This window comes from Streptomyces sp. NPDC051567 (assembly GCF_044454165.1).
Lineage (GTDB): Bacteria > Actinomycetota > Actinomycetes > Streptomycetales > Streptomycetaceae > Streptomyces.
In genome coordinates this window covers 19,020-35,022 of the sequence record NZ_JBITDK010000041.1, presented here as the reverse complement: position 1 = coordinate 35,022, position 16,003 = coordinate 19,020, and the positions used below count along the sequence as shown (strand labels likewise).

Genomic DNA, 16,003 nt, shown 5'->3' with positions numbered 1-16,003 from the left:
GGAGCTGCCCTGAAACAGGTAAAGGAAAACGGCATGATCCCGTAACAACACCCCAGGTCAGGAAGTGTCGTCCCCGCCCACGCGGGGGTGTTCCGCGGTGAGCGCCCCCGCCACCAGCATGGCGCCGGTCGTCCCCGCCCACGCGGGGGTGTTCCGAAACTGGCGCCCTCCGCGCGCAGCTTCGCGCGGTCGTCCCCGCCCACGCGGGGGTGTTCCTGGCTGCGGACGCCCTTTGCCGTGTCCGGCTGTGTCGTCCCCGCCCACGCGGGGGTGTTCCGAGGGTTCGCCGACGCCGCCTTCGGATTCGAGGGTCGTCCCCGCCCACGCGGGGGTGTTCCGGCGCATCCAGCGGAGGAAGGTCGAGCGGCCGAGTCGTCCCCGCCCACGCGGGGGTGTTCCGAGCGGCTCGCACTACGAGGTCATCCCCTCCGACGTCGTCCCCGCCCACGCGGGGGTGTTCCGCGGGTGACGGTGTCGGTGGTCTGCTGCGAGAAGGTCGTCCCCGCCCACGCGGGGGTGTTCCGCAGGCCGTCGCCGCCCAGCGCCCACACCGCGCGTCGTCCCCGCCCACGCGGGGGTGTTCCGGTGTACCCGGCGCCGATCCCCAGCAGGGCCGGGTCGTCCCCGCCCACGCGGGGGTGTTCCCCGGCCCAGGGGCCCGAATCCCGGGCCGGTAGGGTCGTCCCCGCCCACGCGGGGGTGTTCCGAGACCCTGGCTGTCGCGGTCTCCGTGATGCAGGTCGTCCCCGCCCACGCGGGGGTGTTCCGGGCAACCGGGAGTGGCGGACGCTGGTCCCCTTGTCGTCCCCGTCCACGCGGGGGTGTTCCGGCGGGGTGCCCGGCCGCCTGGATCTGCTGGTAGGTCGTCCCCGCCCACGCGGGGGTGTTCCGTGGCTCAAGCTCGATGCGGACCTGTCCGCGGAGTCGTCCCCGCCCACGCGGGGGTGTTCCGGTCGACGGCGTCTACCCCGACCTGATCGCCCTGGTCGTCCCCGCCCACGCGGGGGTGTTCCGCGCATGTGGGTGGGCACGTCGATGCGTATCTGGTCGTCCCCGCCCACGCGGGGGTGTTCCGGGAAGGGCCTCCTCGGGCACCCGGTCCGGGCTGTTCCGAAGGCCGATGCCGTTGTCGAGGTGCCCATTGTCCGTCTGTCCCCGTTCCGGTGAGCGAGTCCCGTCTCTGACTGCGCAGGTCGCGCGGGCGAGCAATCCGAGCGGTACGACGGCGATGTGGGTGAGAGAGCGTCTGGACGGGTTGTGGTGCGACGAGGACTTCGCCGACTGGTATCCGCGTGACGGGTGCCCGGGTCTCTCGCCCGCGTAGCCGGCCACTGTCTGTGTGCTGCAGTTCCTGCTCGGTCTGTCGGACCGGCAGGCCGCCGAGGCGGTCCGCTGCCGCATCGACTTCAAGTACGCGATGGTCATGGAGCTGGACGACCCCGGCTGCTCGGGGGCCCGCTCGTCGGCGGCCCGTTCGGCGGCGGTACGGCTGCGGGCGGTGTACACCGTCTGGTCGTCGCTGTGGGGGCTGGTCCGTGTCCGAGTGGGCGGCGTGTGGTCATGGGTCTGTTCACCGGTGGTGTTCGGGGTGGGTGCCGGGGGTGAAGGTGGTTGCGCCGGGGGTGTGGTGGTCGCGGAATGCGGTGATGACCTGGATGCCGTGGATGCCGTGGGGGCCGAGTTCGGCGTAGGTGGCCAGCCCGTTCCGGTCGAGGGCGTCGACCAGGGTGCGGCAGGTGGGGCAGGCGTAGAAGCGGTTACCGGACGCCCAGTCGTACGCCTTGGTGGGGACGAAGAACTCGGTGGTGTCGTAGAAGGCGATGGCTCCCTGGCGTCCGCAGAAGTCGCAGGCCGGGACGGGGGAGGGGTTGTTGTGCATGTCTCCTCCTGGCGGGGGTGTCCGGTCATGGCCGGCGACCGGCGCGAAGGCTACCGGGTGGTGGGGCGGGGGTGGGTCCAGTTGTCGGGTGCGGGCCGGTGGGGGATGAGGCGCATACCGCGATCGCGGTCAGCGCCTGCGAGCTCGGGCCGACACCCGCGTCCTCAGCCTGGCGGTGAGGGTTCACAAGCTGTGCTTCGCGTGCCGTTCCCGGTTTCCCTACGCCCCTGTCCGCTTCAGCGTGTACGCATCGGGGTGTAGCCGGGCTCCGCCCCGGTCAGCCGGTGAAGGACTCGGGGCCGAAGCGGCCCCACGCCACGAAACCTGCCAGGACGGTATAGACCAGGTCCACCACCATGAGCTTGGTCTCGTGTCGCCGGATTCGTGTGGCTGCCGCGCCGACCATGAGGGTCACCAGGCCGAGGGCCGCCAGCGGCACCAGTACCGGCGCGATGTCGAGCACGGCGGGCAGGATCAGACCCACCGCGGCCAGGACCTCAAGCGCCCCGATGGCCTTCACACCGCCGGCACTGAAGTCTTCGACCCATCTCGCACTGGGCCCAGCGGCGGTGATCTTCCCCTTCGGCGTGATCACCTTGTAGCCGCCGCCGAGCAGGTAGGCAGCGGCAAGCAGCCCGGCGACGATCCATAGAGCGAGGTTCATGAACTTTCTCCTTGCAGGGGTGCGCCGGTCTCCGGTGGTGCGGGCGGCGTGGCGATCGGGTGACGCCCCGACATCTCGCACCGCGGCGCGAGATGTCGGGGTGCCTGACTCATGGCGAAGGGAGGGAGCGGAAGATCTCCTGGCTATCCGTGCCGACCGGGCTGGTAGTCGCCGGCGGGCTGACGGACCATGACGTTCCCGCGGTTGAAGGCGTTGATGAGGGCGATGGTGCACACCAGGGCCGCGAGCTGCTCCTCGTCGTAGTACTTGGCGGCGTCCGCCCAGGCTTCGTCCGTTACCCCGCCCGCCGCGTCGGCGATGCGAGTGCCCTGCTCCGCCAGCTCCAGGGCGGCGCGCTCGGCATCGGTGAACACCGTGGCCTCCCGCCAGGCGGCGACCAGATTGACGCGCGTCGAGGTCTCCCCGGCGTGCGCGGCATCCTTGGTGTGCATGTCGACGCAGAATCCGCAGCCGTTGATCTGACTGGCGCGAAGCTTCACCAGTTCCTGCGTCGCGACCGGCAGAGTCGAGTCCGCAAGGACCTTGCCCGCCGTGACGAGGTGCTTGCCGAACCTGGCCGTGACCGGATTGGCGAAGACGTTCAACCGGGCTTCCATCGTGCACTCCTTGCCGTTGTCCGTTGTCGCCCTCTAGGACAGGGCACCCCAGCAGGCTGTGACAGAAATGAATGTGATGCGCGTCTCCCTGTCGGGGCGCCGGCAACCTTCTGACGGCCGCGGCACGGGCGGGCTCGCGCCTCGGCTAACCTGCTGGGCACCGTGCGGATCTTCAGATCTTCGGATGAGCTGGTGAGGACGGAGCTCGGCCGGAAGCCGCGGTACGTAGGCCGGAGAGAGGGGTTCCATGCCGGGATCAGCAGGTGCGGCGGACGCGGCCGGTTACCGGCCGCTGCTGTTCTCCATCGCCTATGGGATGACCGGATCCGTCGGCGACGCCGAGGACATCGTCCAGGACGCCTTCCTCGGCCTGACCCGGGCGCATCAGGCGGGAACCGCGATCGCCGACCTGAAGGCGTACCTCGCCACGACGGTCACGCGGCTGGGAATCAACCACTTGCGTTCGGCGCGAGTACGGCGGGAGACCTACGTGGGCGACTGGCTGCCCGAGCCGGTCGTCGTCTCCGCCGACCGGCCGGGACCGGCCGAGCACGCCGAGCTGGCCGACTCGCTGTCGATGGCGTTCCTCGTGCTGCTGGAGGCCCTCTCCCCGGTGGAGCGGGCGGTGTTCATGCTGCGCGAGGCTTTCGGGTACGGCTACCCGGACGTGGCGAGGATCACCGGCAAGTCCGAGGCGAACTGCCGGCAGATCTTCGCCCGCGCCAGAAAGCGCATCGCCCCCGGAGGGCAGCCGGCCGGCACCGTGCCGCCCCCGGCGCGGCGGGCGGAGGGCGAGGAGCTCGCCCGCAGGTTCTTCGAGGCATGCGGGGGCGGCGACATGGACGCGCTGCTCAACATGCTCGCACCCGACGTGGTGTTCCACGGGGACGGCGGCGGCAAGGCACGGGCGATCAGGATGGCGCTGACCGACCCGCGCCGCGTCGCACAGCTGCTCGTCGGCGGGTTCCGCCGGGTCCGGATGCTCGGCATCTCCTCCCGGCCCGCCTGGGTCAACGGCCGGCCGGGAGCCGTGATGCATGACGCCGAAGGGCGTGTGGTCAGCGTGGTCGAACTCGACACCGCTGACGGCGTGATCCGGGCGATCCGCTCCGTGTCCAACCCCGACAAGCTCGGCCACATCGGACCGGTGTCCGATGTCGCGAGGCTGCCGGAGAAGTGATCGATCTTCACCTCGCCGACAACGGCTCCATGGGGGATGACGACTTCCGGGGAGGTCAGGGGGACACCGGAGGGCTCACCCCTGTACGGATGGTTACGCCTCGCGGGCTTCCCCCACGGTGTCAGAGGGCGGTTGACGGCAGCGGGCCGGATACCTATGCCGGCGGCGCTGATGGCATTGGGTAGCTCGGCCACCCGTCACGCACCGCGACATTCGCGGCCAGATATCTCCCCGGCAGGTGGCCGCCAGTGGGGAATCTGAACTGGCCACCGACATCCAGGGCGGTCCCGGCGTCCAGGACGGTGCGCAGGGCCGTGCAGTGGCGTTGCCAGCCGACTGTCCATCCTCGCTCACGCGGGTGGTGGACCGGGGCTACCGCGCATATCTCGTCGACCACGCCGCCCGCCTCGGCGTCAAGCCCGCCTCCGCCCGGGGCCAGCTCAGCCGCTGGGGGGTCACCGCCCGCTTCTACGAGGGGACCAGCGGCCGGGTCACGGCACAGTTCGTCTCCACCGAGATCCGGGCCGCCGCCGCGATGTGCCCGGGGCGCGACGCGCGTACCGACCTCCGTCCGCAGACTCCGGCGGCCCCGCCCACGCAGGGCGCCCGGCCCCGGGGGTGGCGTGGTCGATGCCCGCGTGATAGCCGGGGGACGCCAGCACAGCGGCCGGCACACGGCGCCTGGGGATCGGGTCGGGGAAGGTCGTCATGCTCCCGCAACGAGCAGAGCAGCTCGCGGTTGCTCGGTATATGCCCGGCCGGGGTGATACGGCCTCGCACGGGGTGAGACCGGGCAGCGAGTCAGCCGGGCCTCGCTCAAGGCCGACCTCGCGGCCGCCAACGCCTGCTCCGCCCGCCTCGCTGCCGAGGTCCGTCACCTCGAAGCACGGCTGGGCGAAGTGCTCGGCGAGCAGGTCTGGCGCGAGGCGGGCATCGGCGGCCCCGATGACACCGAGCAGCTCAAGGCCCGGATCACCACCCTCACGTCGTTGAATCCGAGGTGCCGGTCGCCGTGCGGGTTGATCAGGTGGGTGGTGAAGGGCAGATCGTTCGGGCCCGGCTGCCAGGGCTGCTCCGGCTGGCTCAACATGTCCTCCGTCGGTACTCGGTGACCATAACGGTGTCGAGCGTGTCAGCGCCGGGCGGGGGTGGTCCGGGCTTCCGGCCACTTCGTCCGTCCTGGGGGCCGACGGGTACGCGGCGGGTCAACGGCGCCCGATGGTGCCGCGGACGAGGGCGTAGGGAGTCACGCAGAAGGCGGCGACGTTGCAGGCGACGATCAGGGTGAGGAACAGCCAGTAGGTGAAGCCGTGGCCGTCGGAAGCGGCGGCAAGGGACCCGTAGGTGAGGCTGACGAGGATGCCGGTGCTGGCGAGCCCGGCAGCCCAGCCCAGCCCGCTCATGCCGAAGCCGAGACCGATGAAGGCCCAGAACAGGGCGGGACCGGCAACGACCGCGATGGCCAGGAACAGCGGGGCGGTGATGTCCCGGTCGTCGATGAAGTCCATGAGCTGGGAGACAGAGATGAAGGTCCATACGCCGGTGAAGGCGACGCCGGTGACGACGGCGACGACGGCGACGATCGTGATTACACGGGCGGTACGGGTGGTGGAAGGGGTGTTCGCGGCGTCGGTCATGAGGCAGTGGGCTTTCTGCAACGGCGGACAAGGTGATCGGCTCCGCTCCGGTATGGCCGACGCAGACCACGGGGAGGCGCGCTTCCGGGCAAGGCACCCAGGACCGGCGAAGAACGCGCCACTCGAAGCGGTGACGCGACCGCGCCGCCGTTGGTCCCACGGGCCGGCCGTGGAGACCAGCGACTGCTGTCCTCTGCCGGTCGATCTTGGCTGTTTGCCAAGCGGCCTTGACCGCCGACTGGTGGGATCGGTCCTGGCATCCTGTGCGGGTGTCGAAGAAACGAGAGCGCGCCGTGACCCTCGCCGAGATGGTGGCGGCTATGCCACCACCGGTGGAGGAATCGGGTGGCCGGTACGTCCTCCCGCCGGTGACGGCCCGCGGCTTCACTGACGCCGACGGCTGCTACTGGCGACTCGCCCGGGGGCCTCTGGACCCTCGCCGGGCCAAGCGGCTCGCAGCCGACGCCGACGTGATGTCGATGGGCGAGTACTACGACGACCAGGCCGAGTGGTGGCTTCCCCGTTTCCTTGCGGACGCTGAACGCCCGGCGGCCTGGCTTGAAGCGCGGGCCCGGTCCGGCGCCGCCGACCTGCCGGTCCATGAGGCGTACGAGTTCACCGCGGACGACGGCCGCGTTCTCCTCTTCATCGAGACGTACTGCTGAGCCCGCATCTCACACGGTCAAGCTCATGTGGCAGAGGACATCCGAGCCCGACGTGACAGCGGGCCACCGCTTCGGCGAAGGTTCACGCGGCGCGCTGCCTGCGGCGGTTGGGTCAGATGCAGGTTCGGGTGACAGGTTCGGTCACGCGGCCTGAAGGGCCGGTGTCGTCATGACGGTCTCGAATTCGATGGGGGTCAGCCTGCCGAGCGAGGCTTGCCTGCGGCGGCGGTGGTAGGTCCTCTCGATCCAGGTGACGATCGCGATCCGCAGTTCCTGGCGGGTGGCCCACGTCCGGCGGTCGAGGACGTTCTTCTGCAGCAGGCTGAAGAAGGACTCCATGGCCGTGTTGTCACCGGCAGCCCCGGCTCTTCCTGTCGATCCGGCCATCCGGTGCCGGTCGAGCGCCCGGACGAATTTCCGGGACCGGAACTGCGATCCGCGGTCGCTGTGCAGGATGCATCCGGCGACGTGCTCGCGCCGGGCCACGGCGTTGTCCACGGCGTTGTCCACGGCGTTGTCCAGGGCGGTGACGGCCAGGCGGGACTTCATGCGCGTGTCGATGGAGTGGCCCACGATCCGCTTGCTGAAGGCGTCCTTGATCGCGCAGAGATACAGCTTCCCCTCGCCGGTGGTGTGTTCGGTGATGTCGGTGAGCCACAGCCGGTTCGGGCCGGTCGCGGTGAAGTCGCGGCGAACAAGATCGTCGTGCACCGGTGGGCCGGCCTTCTTGTTCCTGCCACGCTTCTTGCCGAACACGCTCCACCAGCGGTTGTCCCGGCAGATCCGCCACGCGGTCCGGTCGGCCATGGCGGATCCCGCGCTGCGGGCCTCGTCGGCCAGGAAACGGTAGCCGAACTCCGGGTCCTCCCGGTGGGCGTCGAACAACGCGTTCGCGCGAGCGGCCCGCTCGGCCTCGGCATCGGTCACCGGCCGCTCCAGCCACCGGTAGTAGGGCACTCTGGCGAGCTTGAGGACCCGGCACGTGACCGTCACGGGAATGCCGTCCGTGGCAGCTCTTTCACGAGCGGATAGATCCTTTTCCCGGGAGGTTCGCCTGGGACAGGTAGGCTGCGGCCCGGCGCAGGACCTCGTTCTCCTGCTCCAGCAGCTTGATGCGCCGACGCGCTTCGCGCAGCTCCGCGCTCTCCTGGCTGGAGGTTCCGGGCTTGGTCCCGTCGTCGATGTCCGCCCGGCGCATCCACTTCCAACAGCGTCATCGCGTGGGCTCCGAAGTCGGCGGCCACCTGCTCGACCGTCACGCCCGGGCCGCGGTTCCTCGCGACCCGCACGACGTCCTGGCGGAACTCTTCCGGATAAGGCTTGGGCACAGCGACATCCTTCCCACCCACCCCACAGGGCAGGCCAGATCAGATGTCACCCGATCGTGCGGCAGACCCCTTCGCCCGGGAAGAACATCGACTTCGGCCTGTTCGGAGCCTGCGGCATCAAGGGCGGTGACGCGGTCGCCGACCAGCTCGACAAGCTCGCCGGAGGCATCGCCATCCCCGTCACTTCCCAGCGCGGCTGGACGGCTCGCCTGAACTACCTCACCAGGGCCGGCCACGCCCGCCAGGCGGCGAAGGCCGCCGGTCTCACGGTCACCGACCGTATCCTCAAAGCCTGGCGCGAGGGCAAGCAGCAGCCCTCCCGGGCGAGCCTGGAGAAGATCGGACGCGCCTACCGGGCCGTGCGCAGGCGGAACGTGGCAGCGCATCTCCTCAAACGCCTCAACCGTGACGGCCGTGGTACCCGTATCGAGGTCCACCCGCTCGACCAGTCCCAGGTCCCCCAGCGCCACAAACGCGTCCTGCCGCACCGGGAGTTGAACGTCCGCCGCTGGGACCGGCTCGTCGGAGCGTGGGCGGCTGGCGACCACACCGGCCTGGAAGCCGCCTGGGGTGACGTGATCGGCGATCTCGGCTCGGACTGGGGCAGCTACGAGTACGTCACCAACGTCGGCTTCGCCGCGTAGAAGCACACAACCCCAGACCCCTCCCGGATACACATCACCGGGAAGCTTCTGGGGTTCTGCCCTGAGCACCGCCCTCTCCGGCTCCTGCGCTGAATCTCGCCCGTCCGGGAGCGCATCAGCAGTTCAGGGTCTGGACAGCGGTGGGCCGGTGGTGGACTCGCGCTCCTCGGCCACGTGCTCTGTCTTCCTCGGGAGCCACGTTCCGTCTGTCGATTCCGGACTTCTGTGTCGAAGGGTCCGGTTATGGGTGTTGGCGGTGTGGCGGTGTGGTGATGGCGCCGCGGGTGCGGAGGCGTGTGCCGGCCGGGCTGGTGGTTCCGGCCGGTAGCGCGGTGCGGGGGCGTCTTTCGTGGGGTGGTGGGGGCGTGGCCGCGGTCAGGGGCGGCCGTGGGTGGTGAGGCCGGGCAGGACGAGGGTGAGCCAGCGGGCGCCGGCCTGGGGTGTCCGGTCGGTGGGGGCGTTGTCCAGGAGCAGGCGGAAGTCGGCGAGTGTGACGTCCGGGTGTACGTCTCCTTCGGCCTGTCCGGCCCGGACGAGTGCGGTCAGTGCGGTGGCGGTGCGCTTGATGGCGGTGTCGGCGTCGGTGCTGGTGTCCGCGCCGATGGCGCGGGCGGCGGCTTTCACGGCCAGGTCGCCGGCGACGGTTTCCAGGAGGCGGCCGAGGAAGGCGGCGATCTCGTCCAGTGCGCGGGACCCGGCGGCGGTGCGTGCCGCGGCGGCCTCGGCGTCGTCGGCCACGCGGTTCAGCCAGTCGGCGACGACGGCGGCCACGAGGTCGGTCTTGGCGGGGAAGTGCCGGTACAGGGTGCCCACCGCTACTCCGGCGGCGGCGGCGATCTCGTCCATGCCGATGCCGGGACCGTGTGCGTCGATCAGCTCGCGGGCGGCTTCGAGGATCTTCTTCCGGTTGCGGACCGCGTCAGCGCGGGGACGTCGGGGCGAGGTCATGAAGTGCTCCGGGGTGGTCAGGCGTGCGCTTGCAAAAAGATGAACTGAGGTTCATGATAAATGGTGAACCACAGTTCATCTTTAGTTTAGCGGCCACGGAGGACCCGACCATGAGCAAGACCATGACGACCGGACGCTGGACGGCGGACGCCGTGCCGGACCAGCACGGCAGGGTCGCCGTGGTCACCGGCGGCAACACCGGCCTGGGCCTGGAGACCGCGCAGGTCCTGGCCCGGCACGGCGCACTCACCGTTCTGGCCTGCCGGGACCTCGCCAAGGCCGACGCCGCGGCGCGGCGCATCACCGACCTGGCACCCGGGGCGCGGGTGGACACGGTGCGTCTGGACCTGTCGTCGCTGGCCTCGGTGCGCGAGGCCGCCGCCGAGCTGCGCGAGCGGTACGACCGGCTCGATCTGCTGATCAACAACGCGGGCGTGATGTTCATCCCCTACCGGACCTCGGCCGACGGCTTCGAACAGAACCTGGCTGTCAACCACCTCGGCCACTTCGCCCTGACCGGCCTGCTCGCCGACCGGATCACCCGGACGCCCGGCGCCCGGGTCGTGACGGTCTCCAGCGCCGCGCACCGCCGGGGCCGGATCGATTTCGACGATCTGCAGTCCGAGCGCCGCTACCGCCAGTGGCCCGCCTACCGGCAGTCCAAACTCGCGAACCTGATGTTCACCTACGAACTCCAGCGCCGCCTGACCGGCGCCGGTCACGGCACCCTCTCGACGGCGGCCCACCCCGGCGGGGCGAACACCGAACTGGCCCGCGAGGCACCCGTGCCACTCCGGCTGGCCGCCCGCGTCCTGAGCGCCACCGGGCTGATGGTGCAGCCCGCGGCCATGGGCGCGCTGCCCACCCTGCGCGCCGCCACCGACCCCCACGCGCCCGCCGGCGCGTTCTACGGGCCCGACGGCCGCGCGGGCATGACCGGCCACCCCACGCTCACCGACTCCAGCCCGCGCTCGCACGACCGCGCCGCACAGGAACGGCTGTGGCGCACCTCCGAGCAGCTGACCGGCGTCACCTACCCCTTCTGAACCGGCACGCGGCTTCTGATCACACCGCACCGCCCCCGACCACCCGCACCGCCTGCCGCCTGCCGGGACACCGCACAAGAGAGCGAAGGAACACATCATCATGGCCACCACCCCCAAGCGCCGCGCGCTGATCCTGATCTCCTCGGCCCGGCAGCTGCCACTCGCCTCCCCGGTGAGCGTCCCCTCGGTCTCGACCGGCTTCTTCCTGGTCGAGCTCGCCCAGGTCCTCAAGGAGTTCGAGGACACCCACGAGTTCACCCTCGCCACCCCCGACGGCAACACCCCCCAGCTCGACATCAACGGCATGGGCCTGGCCTTCCACGCCATCGAGAAGCTCGGCACCGCCATGGTGGGCACCGGCCTGGAGCAGCGTCGCAGACACTTCACCGTCGATGCCTTCCGCCGCCGCCACGCGGACCTGGTGGAGCGCCGCGAGCAGGAACTCCAGCTGCTGGAACGCCACCTGGGACGGCTCCCGGTCTCCGAGATCCTGCCCAGGACCGACCCGGAAGCAGCCGCCTTCCGTCCCGAACTGGTCAAGCGCATGGAAACGCTCCCCGCCAAGGCGTACCACTCCGTCCAGGACCTCGTACGCCGCCACCGCGACCCCGGCGACGCCTTCGACTTCGCCGGCCTCGACTTCGTCCACCTGCCGGGCGGCCACGCCCCCATGGTCGATTTCCGCGACGATCCCTGGATCGGCGAAACCCTCCACCTCGCCCGCGAGAACGGCGCCGTCACCTCCCTCATCTGCCACGCTCCGGTCGCCCTGACCTCCACCTCGCAACGCATCGACGCCGAGAACCGCCCCTACCGCCTGGCCGACCGCGACAACCCCTTCCACGGCACCGGCATCACCGTGGCGACCAAGAACGGGGAGAAGATCGCCCTCAAGGCCGGATACGTCGCCGTCCCCGGCGAGAAGACCACCCTCACCTACTTCGTCGACGACGCGCTCAAAGAGGCCGGTTTCAAGATCGCAGGCAGCCTCAACCCCAGCGCCGTCAAACTGGCCCACCACCCCGGCCTGCGCCTGATCACCGGAAACGGCCCACAGACCATCGACCGCCAGGCCACCGAGATCCGCAACGCCCTTGCCACCGGCCCGGTCCGCACCCCCGCCTGAACCCACCCGGCGCGGGCATGGCGCGATGCACGACGCATTGCACCGCGAGGAAGCCGATGTGCCCCGATCGCGGCCGACGTGCACCTGGTGCCGGCCTGGTGATCCAGGCGGCTTCCGTGAGCCGGTCCGCGGCGGCCGACAGGCGGGTCAGGCCGTGTTCGGCAGGGCGTGCGCGAGGAGGGTCTTTGCTGCCGTCCGTGCGTGTCGGCCGTAGTCCGCTTCGCCGAGCACCATGGCACGGCTGGCCGCCCCGTCCGCGAGGGTGACCAGTTGTTCGGCGAGTGCGGCGGGTTCGCGGCAGCCCAGTTCCGTCACCAGTGTGGTGACCAGCCGTACCATCTGCATTTTCTGTTCACGGGCGTAGGAGTGGACCGCGCTCTGGGGATCGGGGAACTCCGCCGCGGCGTCGATGAAGGGGCATCCTCGTACCGGTGTTGTGTCCGGCATGGGCTCGAACAGCCCGAGGATCCGCTCCAGCGGGGGGATGTCCTCGCGGGTCAGCACGCCTTCCAGAGTGGCCCCCGACGAGGTGAGGTCCTGGAGGTGGGCGATCACCAGGTCGCTCTTGGTCCGGAAATGCGCGTAGAGCGTGCGCTTGGACACGGGTGCCGCCTCCGCGACCTGCTCCATACCGGTCGCGTTGATGCCGTGGGTCGCGAACAGCTGGGCGGCGGCGGCCAGGATGCGCTCCCGTCCGCCACGCCCCCGCCCCCGAGATTCCGTAGTCGTCGCACTCATACATCAAGTATACGGCTGCGTTTACTTCGAGAGATGACACCTGCTACGGTCGCGCAATGTAAACAGGTGCGTTTACATTGATTGCTGTCGAGGAGTGCCCCATGAGCCTGTTGGCCCCCGCCGAGCTGAGTGACTGCGCGGAGAAGCTGATACGTGGCCGTCACGCGACCCGTGCGTTCCGCCCGGAAGCCGTCCCCGAGGACACGATGCGTGCGATCTTCTCGCTGGCCGGCGCCGCGCCATCCAACTCCAACGGACAGCCCTGGCAGGTGGAGGTAGTGAGCGGTGCCGCCCGCGAACGTCTGGCCGGCGCCTTGCGGGCGGCCCACGCCGAGAAGCGCATCTCGGCCGATTTCCCGTATCCCGAGGACATGTACTCACCGGTGCTCCAGGCACGCCGGGCAGCGTTCGGTGCCCAGCTGTACGAAGCGCTGGGCATCGGTGCTGACGATCACAAGGCGCGGGCGGCTTACGACGCGGAGAGCCTGCGCTTCTACGGCGCGCCGCACGCTGCGTTCCTGTTCGTCACCGGGGACGGCGGGCCCCGGCTGGCTGCTGACGTCGGTGCCTACATGCAGACCCTGCTCCTGGCGATGACCGCCTACGGCGTGGCGAGTTGTCCGCAGGGGCTGCTGAGCTTCTATGCCGACACGGTCCGCACCGAACTCGCAGTCAGCGAAGGGCAACTGCTCGTCGGCGTCTCCTTCGGCCACGCCGACGAAGCGGCACCGGTCAACCACGTCACGACCGGGCGGGCTGCGCTCGAAGCAGTCACGACCTTCCACCGCTAGTCAGTTCACCCGCGCGCACCACTCCTGGCACCGCGGCACCCCGGTGGGCTGCCGCAGCTACTTGGGCGACACCCCTTCTCGGTTCTGGCACAGATCCTGGGGATTCGTCGCGGAGCGTCACCTCGATGTTCGATTGCGAGGAGCCTGAATCGCGTGGGACGGCGTACGCCTTGTCGTCTGACAGCCGGAACTGACGCTCTCTCAGGTGTCTGCCTGGCTCTGCTGGTGCTGACTCTTGCTTCACTGCCGGGGGGTGGCTCCCTCCGAGATGCCGATCCGCGGAACGGTGAACCGCTTGGGGTAGAGACCGGCCTGTGCGCAGTGTTCGGACAACTGGCGAGAAGAAGTGTGTGCCTTCTGTCGAGAAGTTCCCGTTCGGCCGCGCGAGACTCTCCGATGGCCTGCTCGACGCGTCGGAACGCATGCGTAGCATCGGGCCCGCGCGGCCTCACACCCGGGATCTCAGCACGTCGACCTCGCAGCCCGGTGCGAAGGGGTCGAAGCCGTGCTCGATCAGCCAGCGAACCGCCAGCAGGCTTCGCAACGACCACCAAGCGTGGATCACGTCGAGGTCGATGTCGGTGCCATAGCCGGCGACGACGTCGTCGAGGCGCTCCTCGTGTCCGAGCGTGAAGGTGGCGAGGTCGTACAGGGCATCACCCTGGCCCGCCTCGGACCAGTCGATGATGCCCGTGACCTCGTCGCCGTCGACGAAGACGTGCGCGACCTGCAGGTCGCCGTGCGTGAACGCCGGAGTCCACGGCCGGAGCGCGGCCTCGGCGACCTGGCGATTGTGGGTGACCAGGTCGGCGGGCAGGAGGCCGTTCGTCACGAGCAACTCGCACTCGTCGTCGAGTTCCGCCGCCAGCGCGACGATGCTCCGGCCGGCCCGGCCGGGCCGGGGCGGCAGCGGCGCGCCGTGCAGCTTCCGGATGGCGGCGCCCGCCGCGGCCCACGCCGCCGACGAGCCGGTCGACGGCCCGCCGAGGCGCCCGAGCGCCGTCCCCGGGAGCGCGGCGATCGCGAGCACGGGCGGCTTGCGCCACAGGACCTCCGGGGTCGGGACCGGCGCGAGGGACATTGCCTCGACCTCGACATCGATGCGCGCCTGATCGGCGTCCACCTTCAGGAACACGTCGCCGACGCGCAGGGTCGCGCGCTCGGAATGGGCGACAACGACTTTGACCTCATCCACAGGCGACCAGTATCCCGGAGGTGATCGCCGACGTCGCCGTGGCTTTGTTCACGGGTTGCGGCTCTGGCTCAGGTTCTGTGATCCGAGCACTGTGAGTGACGGGTGGAGGTGATTGGGTGGCTCCGGAAGTTGCCTGAAAATGAGCGGTGTCCTGTGCGGTGCGGCTGACAGTTCGGGGCTGTGGAAGAACTTGCGCTCCGGGTGAAGGAGCTGCTGCTGCCCTCCGTCGGCGACGTCGTGGTGCTGTCGGTGGACGTGAACATGGCGATAGTGCGTGTTGACGTCTGCAGCACTGCAGCGGGCGCCGTGTGCCCGGGGTGTGAGACGTGGTCGAGCCGTGTTCATGGTTCCTGCCTACGGTTCCCTGCTGATGTGGCCAGCGCCGGGCGAAGTGTCGTACTGCGGTTGAGGGTCCACCGGTTCACCTGCCAGGACGCTACGTGCGGGCGGCGGACCTTCGTGGAGCAGATGGCCGGGTTGACGCGTCGACACGGTCAGCGGACCGAACGGCTGCGGCCGACGCCGGCCGCGGTAGGTCTCGCCCTCGCGGGCCGGGCTGGTGCTCGCCTGACCGGCATCCTCGGGGGTACAGGTCGGTCGCAGCACGGTCTTACGGCTGGTCGACGCGTTGTTCGAGCCAGAAGTACCGGCGCCGAGAGTGGTCGGCGTCGATGAGTACGCCACCCGCAAGGGCCGCCACTACGGCACCGTCCTCGTGGACGTCGAGACCCGCCGCCCGGTCGACCTGCTGCCTGACCGGGAGGCACCGAGCCTGGCCGCGTGGTTGTCCCAGCGGCCTGGAATCGAGGTCGTATGCCGGGACCGGGCCCCGTTCTTCGCCGAAGACACCACCGCCGGGGCGCCCCAGGCCGTCCAGGTCGCTGACCGGTGGCACGGACGACGAGACGTCCCGGACCCTGTTCTACGCCCGCCACGACACCCTGGAAGGGCTGCTGCAACGCGGCCGGGGGGCTGGGTGCGGAGCGGGCACGACGTTCCCCCGCGGACCACTGCCGCGTACGTGTACGACGGGATTCGGCGGGACTGGACATGGGACAACCAGTGCGACACCCGTTTCCTCTGCCAGGCGCGGCTGATCCGCAGTACGCGGACCGAGTACTCGCCCTCCCGGATGTAGGCCCGGAGCCCCTCCCGGACCTCGTCCGAACCAGCGAGGGCGAGCCGCTCCAGTACGTCCGCGGCCCGCGAGCACTACTCCTCGTCGCCCGCCAGCTGGCCGACAACCGGGGGCGGCGACAGGCCCAGATCCCGAGTCGGTCGCGGATTGCTGGCCGGCCCAGTGGTGGGAGGACCTGGGCGACGTCGCGCGTTGCCCGGATCGGTGCGGAGGAGGAACCTCGGTGGTCTCCCGAGCCGTGCGCCCGGTTCGGGATCGAGGTGCTGGCTCCCCGGTTCGCCCCGGGGCCGTTCCTGAACGGGCTCGGCGACGGGGCGCTGCTCGCCCTGCTGGCCGCTGCCGACACGGAGTTCAACACGAAGGTCGACACGTTGCGCGTGCTGGCCGGCCGGGAGCCGTCCGCAGGG

The 16,003-nt window shown here is 70.2% G+C and carries 15 protein-coding genes, 2 pseudogenes and 1 CRISPR repeat array; of the genes and pseudogenes, 9 read left to right on the top strand and 8 right to left on the bottom strand.

Translation table 11 applies throughout. The features are described from left to right. Positions 1-66 precede the first annotated feature (66 nt). Positions 67-1,075: a CRISPR direct-repeat array (repeat unit 28 nt; unit sequence GTCGTCCCCGCCCACGCGGGGGTGTTCC). Between the two features lie 264 nt (positions 1,076-1,339). Continuing rightward, positions 1,340-1,393: pseudogene (locus ACIA5F_RS28925) on the top strand (hypothetical protein); the annotation flags it as partial. Between the two features lie 177 nt (positions 1,394-1,570). Here ACIA5F_RS28925 and ACIA5F_RS28920 read toward each other — a convergent pair. From ACIA5F_RS28920 to ACIA5F_RS28910, 3 genes are all read right to left on the bottom strand, one after another. Next, positions 1,571-1,879: a hypothetical protein gene (locus ACIA5F_RS28920; protein WP_399358032.1), complete on the bottom strand. Its 309-nt coding sequence runs from the start codon at positions 1,877-1,879 to the stop codon at positions 1,571-1,573. Positions 1,880-2,156: 277 nt separating this feature from the next. After that, positions 2,157-2,543, bottom strand: coding sequence for a DoxX family protein (locus tag ACIA5F_RS28915; protein ID WP_399358030.1), 387 nt, complete (start codon positions 2,541-2,543; stop codon positions 2,157-2,159). Between the two features lie 143 nt (positions 2,544-2,686). Beyond that, on the bottom strand, positions 2,687-3,160 hold the full coding sequence (locus tag ACIA5F_RS28910; protein ID WP_399358028.1) for a carboxymuconolactone decarboxylase family protein: 474 nt from the start codon (positions 3,158-3,160) through the stop codon (positions 2,687-2,689). Positions 3,161-3,407: 247 nt separating this feature from the next. Here ACIA5F_RS28910 and sigJ point away from each other — a divergent pair, with 247 nt between their 5' ends. Next, on the top strand, positions 3,408-4,340 hold the full coding sequence (sigJ, locus tag ACIA5F_RS28905; protein WP_399358026.1) for an RNA polymerase sigma factor SigJ: 933 nt from the start codon (positions 3,408-3,410) through the stop codon (positions 4,338-4,340). Between the two features lie 899 nt (positions 4,341-5,239). Next, complete coding sequence (locus tag ACIA5F_RS28900; RefSeq protein WP_399358024.1) at positions 5,240-5,452, top strand: hypothetical protein; 213 nt, start codon at positions 5,240-5,242, stop codon at positions 5,450-5,452. Positions 5,453-5,545: 93 nt separating this feature from the next. On the opposite strand, the gene ACIA5F_RS28895 is transcribed toward ACIA5F_RS28900, so the two are convergent. Beyond that, positions 5,546-5,977 (bottom strand): hypothetical protein, encoded by a 432-nt coding sequence (locus ACIA5F_RS28895; RefSeq protein ID WP_399358022.1) that lies wholly within the window; start codon positions 5,975-5,977, stop codon positions 5,546-5,548. 269 nt (positions 5,978-6,246) lie between these two features. On the opposite strand from ACIA5F_RS28895, the gene ACIA5F_RS28890 reads away from it, so the two are divergent. After that, positions 6,247-6,642, top strand: a complete 396-nt coding sequence (locus tag ACIA5F_RS28890) for a hypothetical protein (protein ID WP_399358020.1) — start codon at positions 6,247-6,249, stop codon at positions 6,640-6,642. Positions 6,643-6,783: 141 nt separating this feature from the next. On the opposite strand, the pseudogene ACIA5F_RS28885 reads toward ACIA5F_RS28890, so the two are convergent. Beyond that, positions 6,784-7,970, bottom strand: a pseudogene (locus tag ACIA5F_RS28885) (IS3 family transposase). A 56-nt stretch (positions 7,971-8,026) separates the two neighbouring features. Here ACIA5F_RS28885 and ACIA5F_RS28880 point away from each other — a divergent pair. Then, positions 8,027-8,614, top strand: coding sequence for a transcriptional regulator (locus tag ACIA5F_RS28880; protein ID WP_399358018.1), 588 nt, complete (start codon positions 8,027-8,029; stop codon positions 8,612-8,614). Positions 8,615-8,989: 375 nt separating this feature from the next. Here the strand turns inward: ACIA5F_RS28880 and ACIA5F_RS28875 are convergent, their stop codons facing one another. After that, a complete protein-coding gene (locus tag ACIA5F_RS28875; RefSeq protein ID WP_399358016.1) occupies positions 8,990-9,562 on the bottom strand; it encodes a TetR/AcrR family transcriptional regulator in 573 nt (190 codons plus the stop codon). 110 nt (positions 9,563-9,672) lie between these two features. On the opposite strand from ACIA5F_RS28875, the gene ACIA5F_RS28870 reads away from it, so the two are divergent. Together ACIA5F_RS28870 and ACIA5F_RS28865 are read left to right on the top strand one after the other, a co-directional pair. Beyond that, entirely contained in the window at positions 9,673-10,608 is a 936-nt protein-coding gene (locus tag ACIA5F_RS28870; RefSeq protein WP_399358014.1) for an oxidoreductase, read from the top strand. 100 nt (positions 10,609-10,708) lie between these two features. Next, positions 10,709-11,734: a hypothetical protein gene (locus ACIA5F_RS28865; RefSeq protein ID WP_399358012.1), complete on the top strand. Its 1,026-nt coding sequence runs from the start codon at positions 10,709-10,711 to the stop codon at positions 11,732-11,734. A gap of 147 nt (positions 11,735-11,881) precedes the next feature. On the opposite strand, the gene ACIA5F_RS28860 is transcribed toward ACIA5F_RS28865, so the two are convergent. After that, positions 11,882-12,472: a TetR/AcrR family transcriptional regulator gene (locus tag ACIA5F_RS28860; RefSeq protein ID WP_399358010.1), complete on the bottom strand. Its 591-nt coding sequence runs from the start codon at positions 12,470-12,472 to the stop codon at positions 11,882-11,884. Between the two features lie 101 nt (positions 12,473-12,573). On the opposite strand from ACIA5F_RS28860, the gene ACIA5F_RS28855 reads away from it, so the two are divergent. After that, positions 12,574-13,263: a nitroreductase gene (locus ACIA5F_RS28855; protein WP_399358008.1), complete on the top strand. Its 690-nt coding sequence runs from the start codon at positions 12,574-12,576 to the stop codon at positions 13,261-13,263. A 448-nt stretch (positions 13,264-13,711) separates the two neighbouring features. Here ACIA5F_RS28855 and ACIA5F_RS28850 read toward each other — a convergent pair whose 3' ends face one another. Beyond that, positions 13,712-14,458: a phosphotransferase family protein gene (locus tag ACIA5F_RS28850; RefSeq protein WP_399358006.1), complete on the bottom strand. Its 747-nt coding sequence runs from the start codon at positions 14,456-14,458 to the stop codon at positions 13,712-13,714. A 658-nt stretch (positions 14,459-15,116) separates the two neighbouring features. Between ACIA5F_RS28850 and ACIA5F_RS28845 the strand changes: the two genes are divergently transcribed. Beyond that, complete coding sequence (locus ACIA5F_RS28845; RefSeq protein ID WP_399358004.1) at positions 15,117-15,596, top strand: transposase; 480 nt, start codon at positions 15,117-15,119, stop codon at positions 15,594-15,596. Positions 15,597-16,003: the final 407 nt, after the last annotated feature.

What these genes read in the sequence shown, in the direction of transcription:
- ACIA5F_RS28860 (WP_399358010.1), bottom strand. Translation starts at nt 12,472, where the DNA reads ATGAGTGCGACGACTACGGAATCTCGGGGGCGGGGGCGTGGCGGACGG.
- ACIA5F_RS28910 (WP_399358028.1), bottom strand. Translation starts at nt 3,160, where the DNA reads ATGGAAGCCCGGTTGAACGTCTTCGCCAATCCGGTCACGGCCAGGTTC.
- ACIA5F_RS28915 (WP_399358030.1), bottom strand. Translation starts at nt 2,543, where the DNA reads ATGAACCTCGCTCTATGGATCGTCGCCGGGCTGCTTGCCGCTGCCTAC.
- ACIA5F_RS28865 (WP_399358012.1), top strand. Translation starts at nt 10,709, where the DNA reads ATGGCCACCACCCCCAAGCGCCGCGCGCTGATCCTGATCTCCTCGGCC.
- ACIA5F_RS28920 (WP_399358032.1), bottom strand. Translation starts at nt 1,879, where the DNA reads ATGCACAACAACCCCTCCCCCGTCCCGGCCTGCGACTTCTGCGGACGC.
- ACIA5F_RS28875 (WP_399358016.1), bottom strand. Translation starts at nt 9,562, where the DNA reads ATGACCTCGCCCCGACGTCCCCGCGCTGACGCGGTCCGCAACCGGAAG.
- ACIA5F_RS28855 (WP_399358008.1), top strand. Translation starts at nt 12,574, where the DNA reads ATGAGCCTGTTGGCCCCCGCCGAGCTGAGTGACTGCGCGGAGAAGCTG.
- sigJ (WP_399358026.1), top strand. Translation starts at nt 3,408, where the DNA reads ATGCCGGGATCAGCAGGTGCGGCGGACGCGGCCGGTTACCGGCCGCTG.
- ACIA5F_RS28870 (WP_399358014.1), top strand. Translation starts at nt 9,673, where the DNA reads ATGAGCAAGACCATGACGACCGGACGCTGGACGGCGGACGCCGTGCCG.
- ACIA5F_RS28895 (WP_399358022.1), bottom strand. Translation starts at nt 5,977, where the DNA reads ATGACCGACGCCGCGAACACCCCTTCCACCACCCGTACCGCCCGTGTA.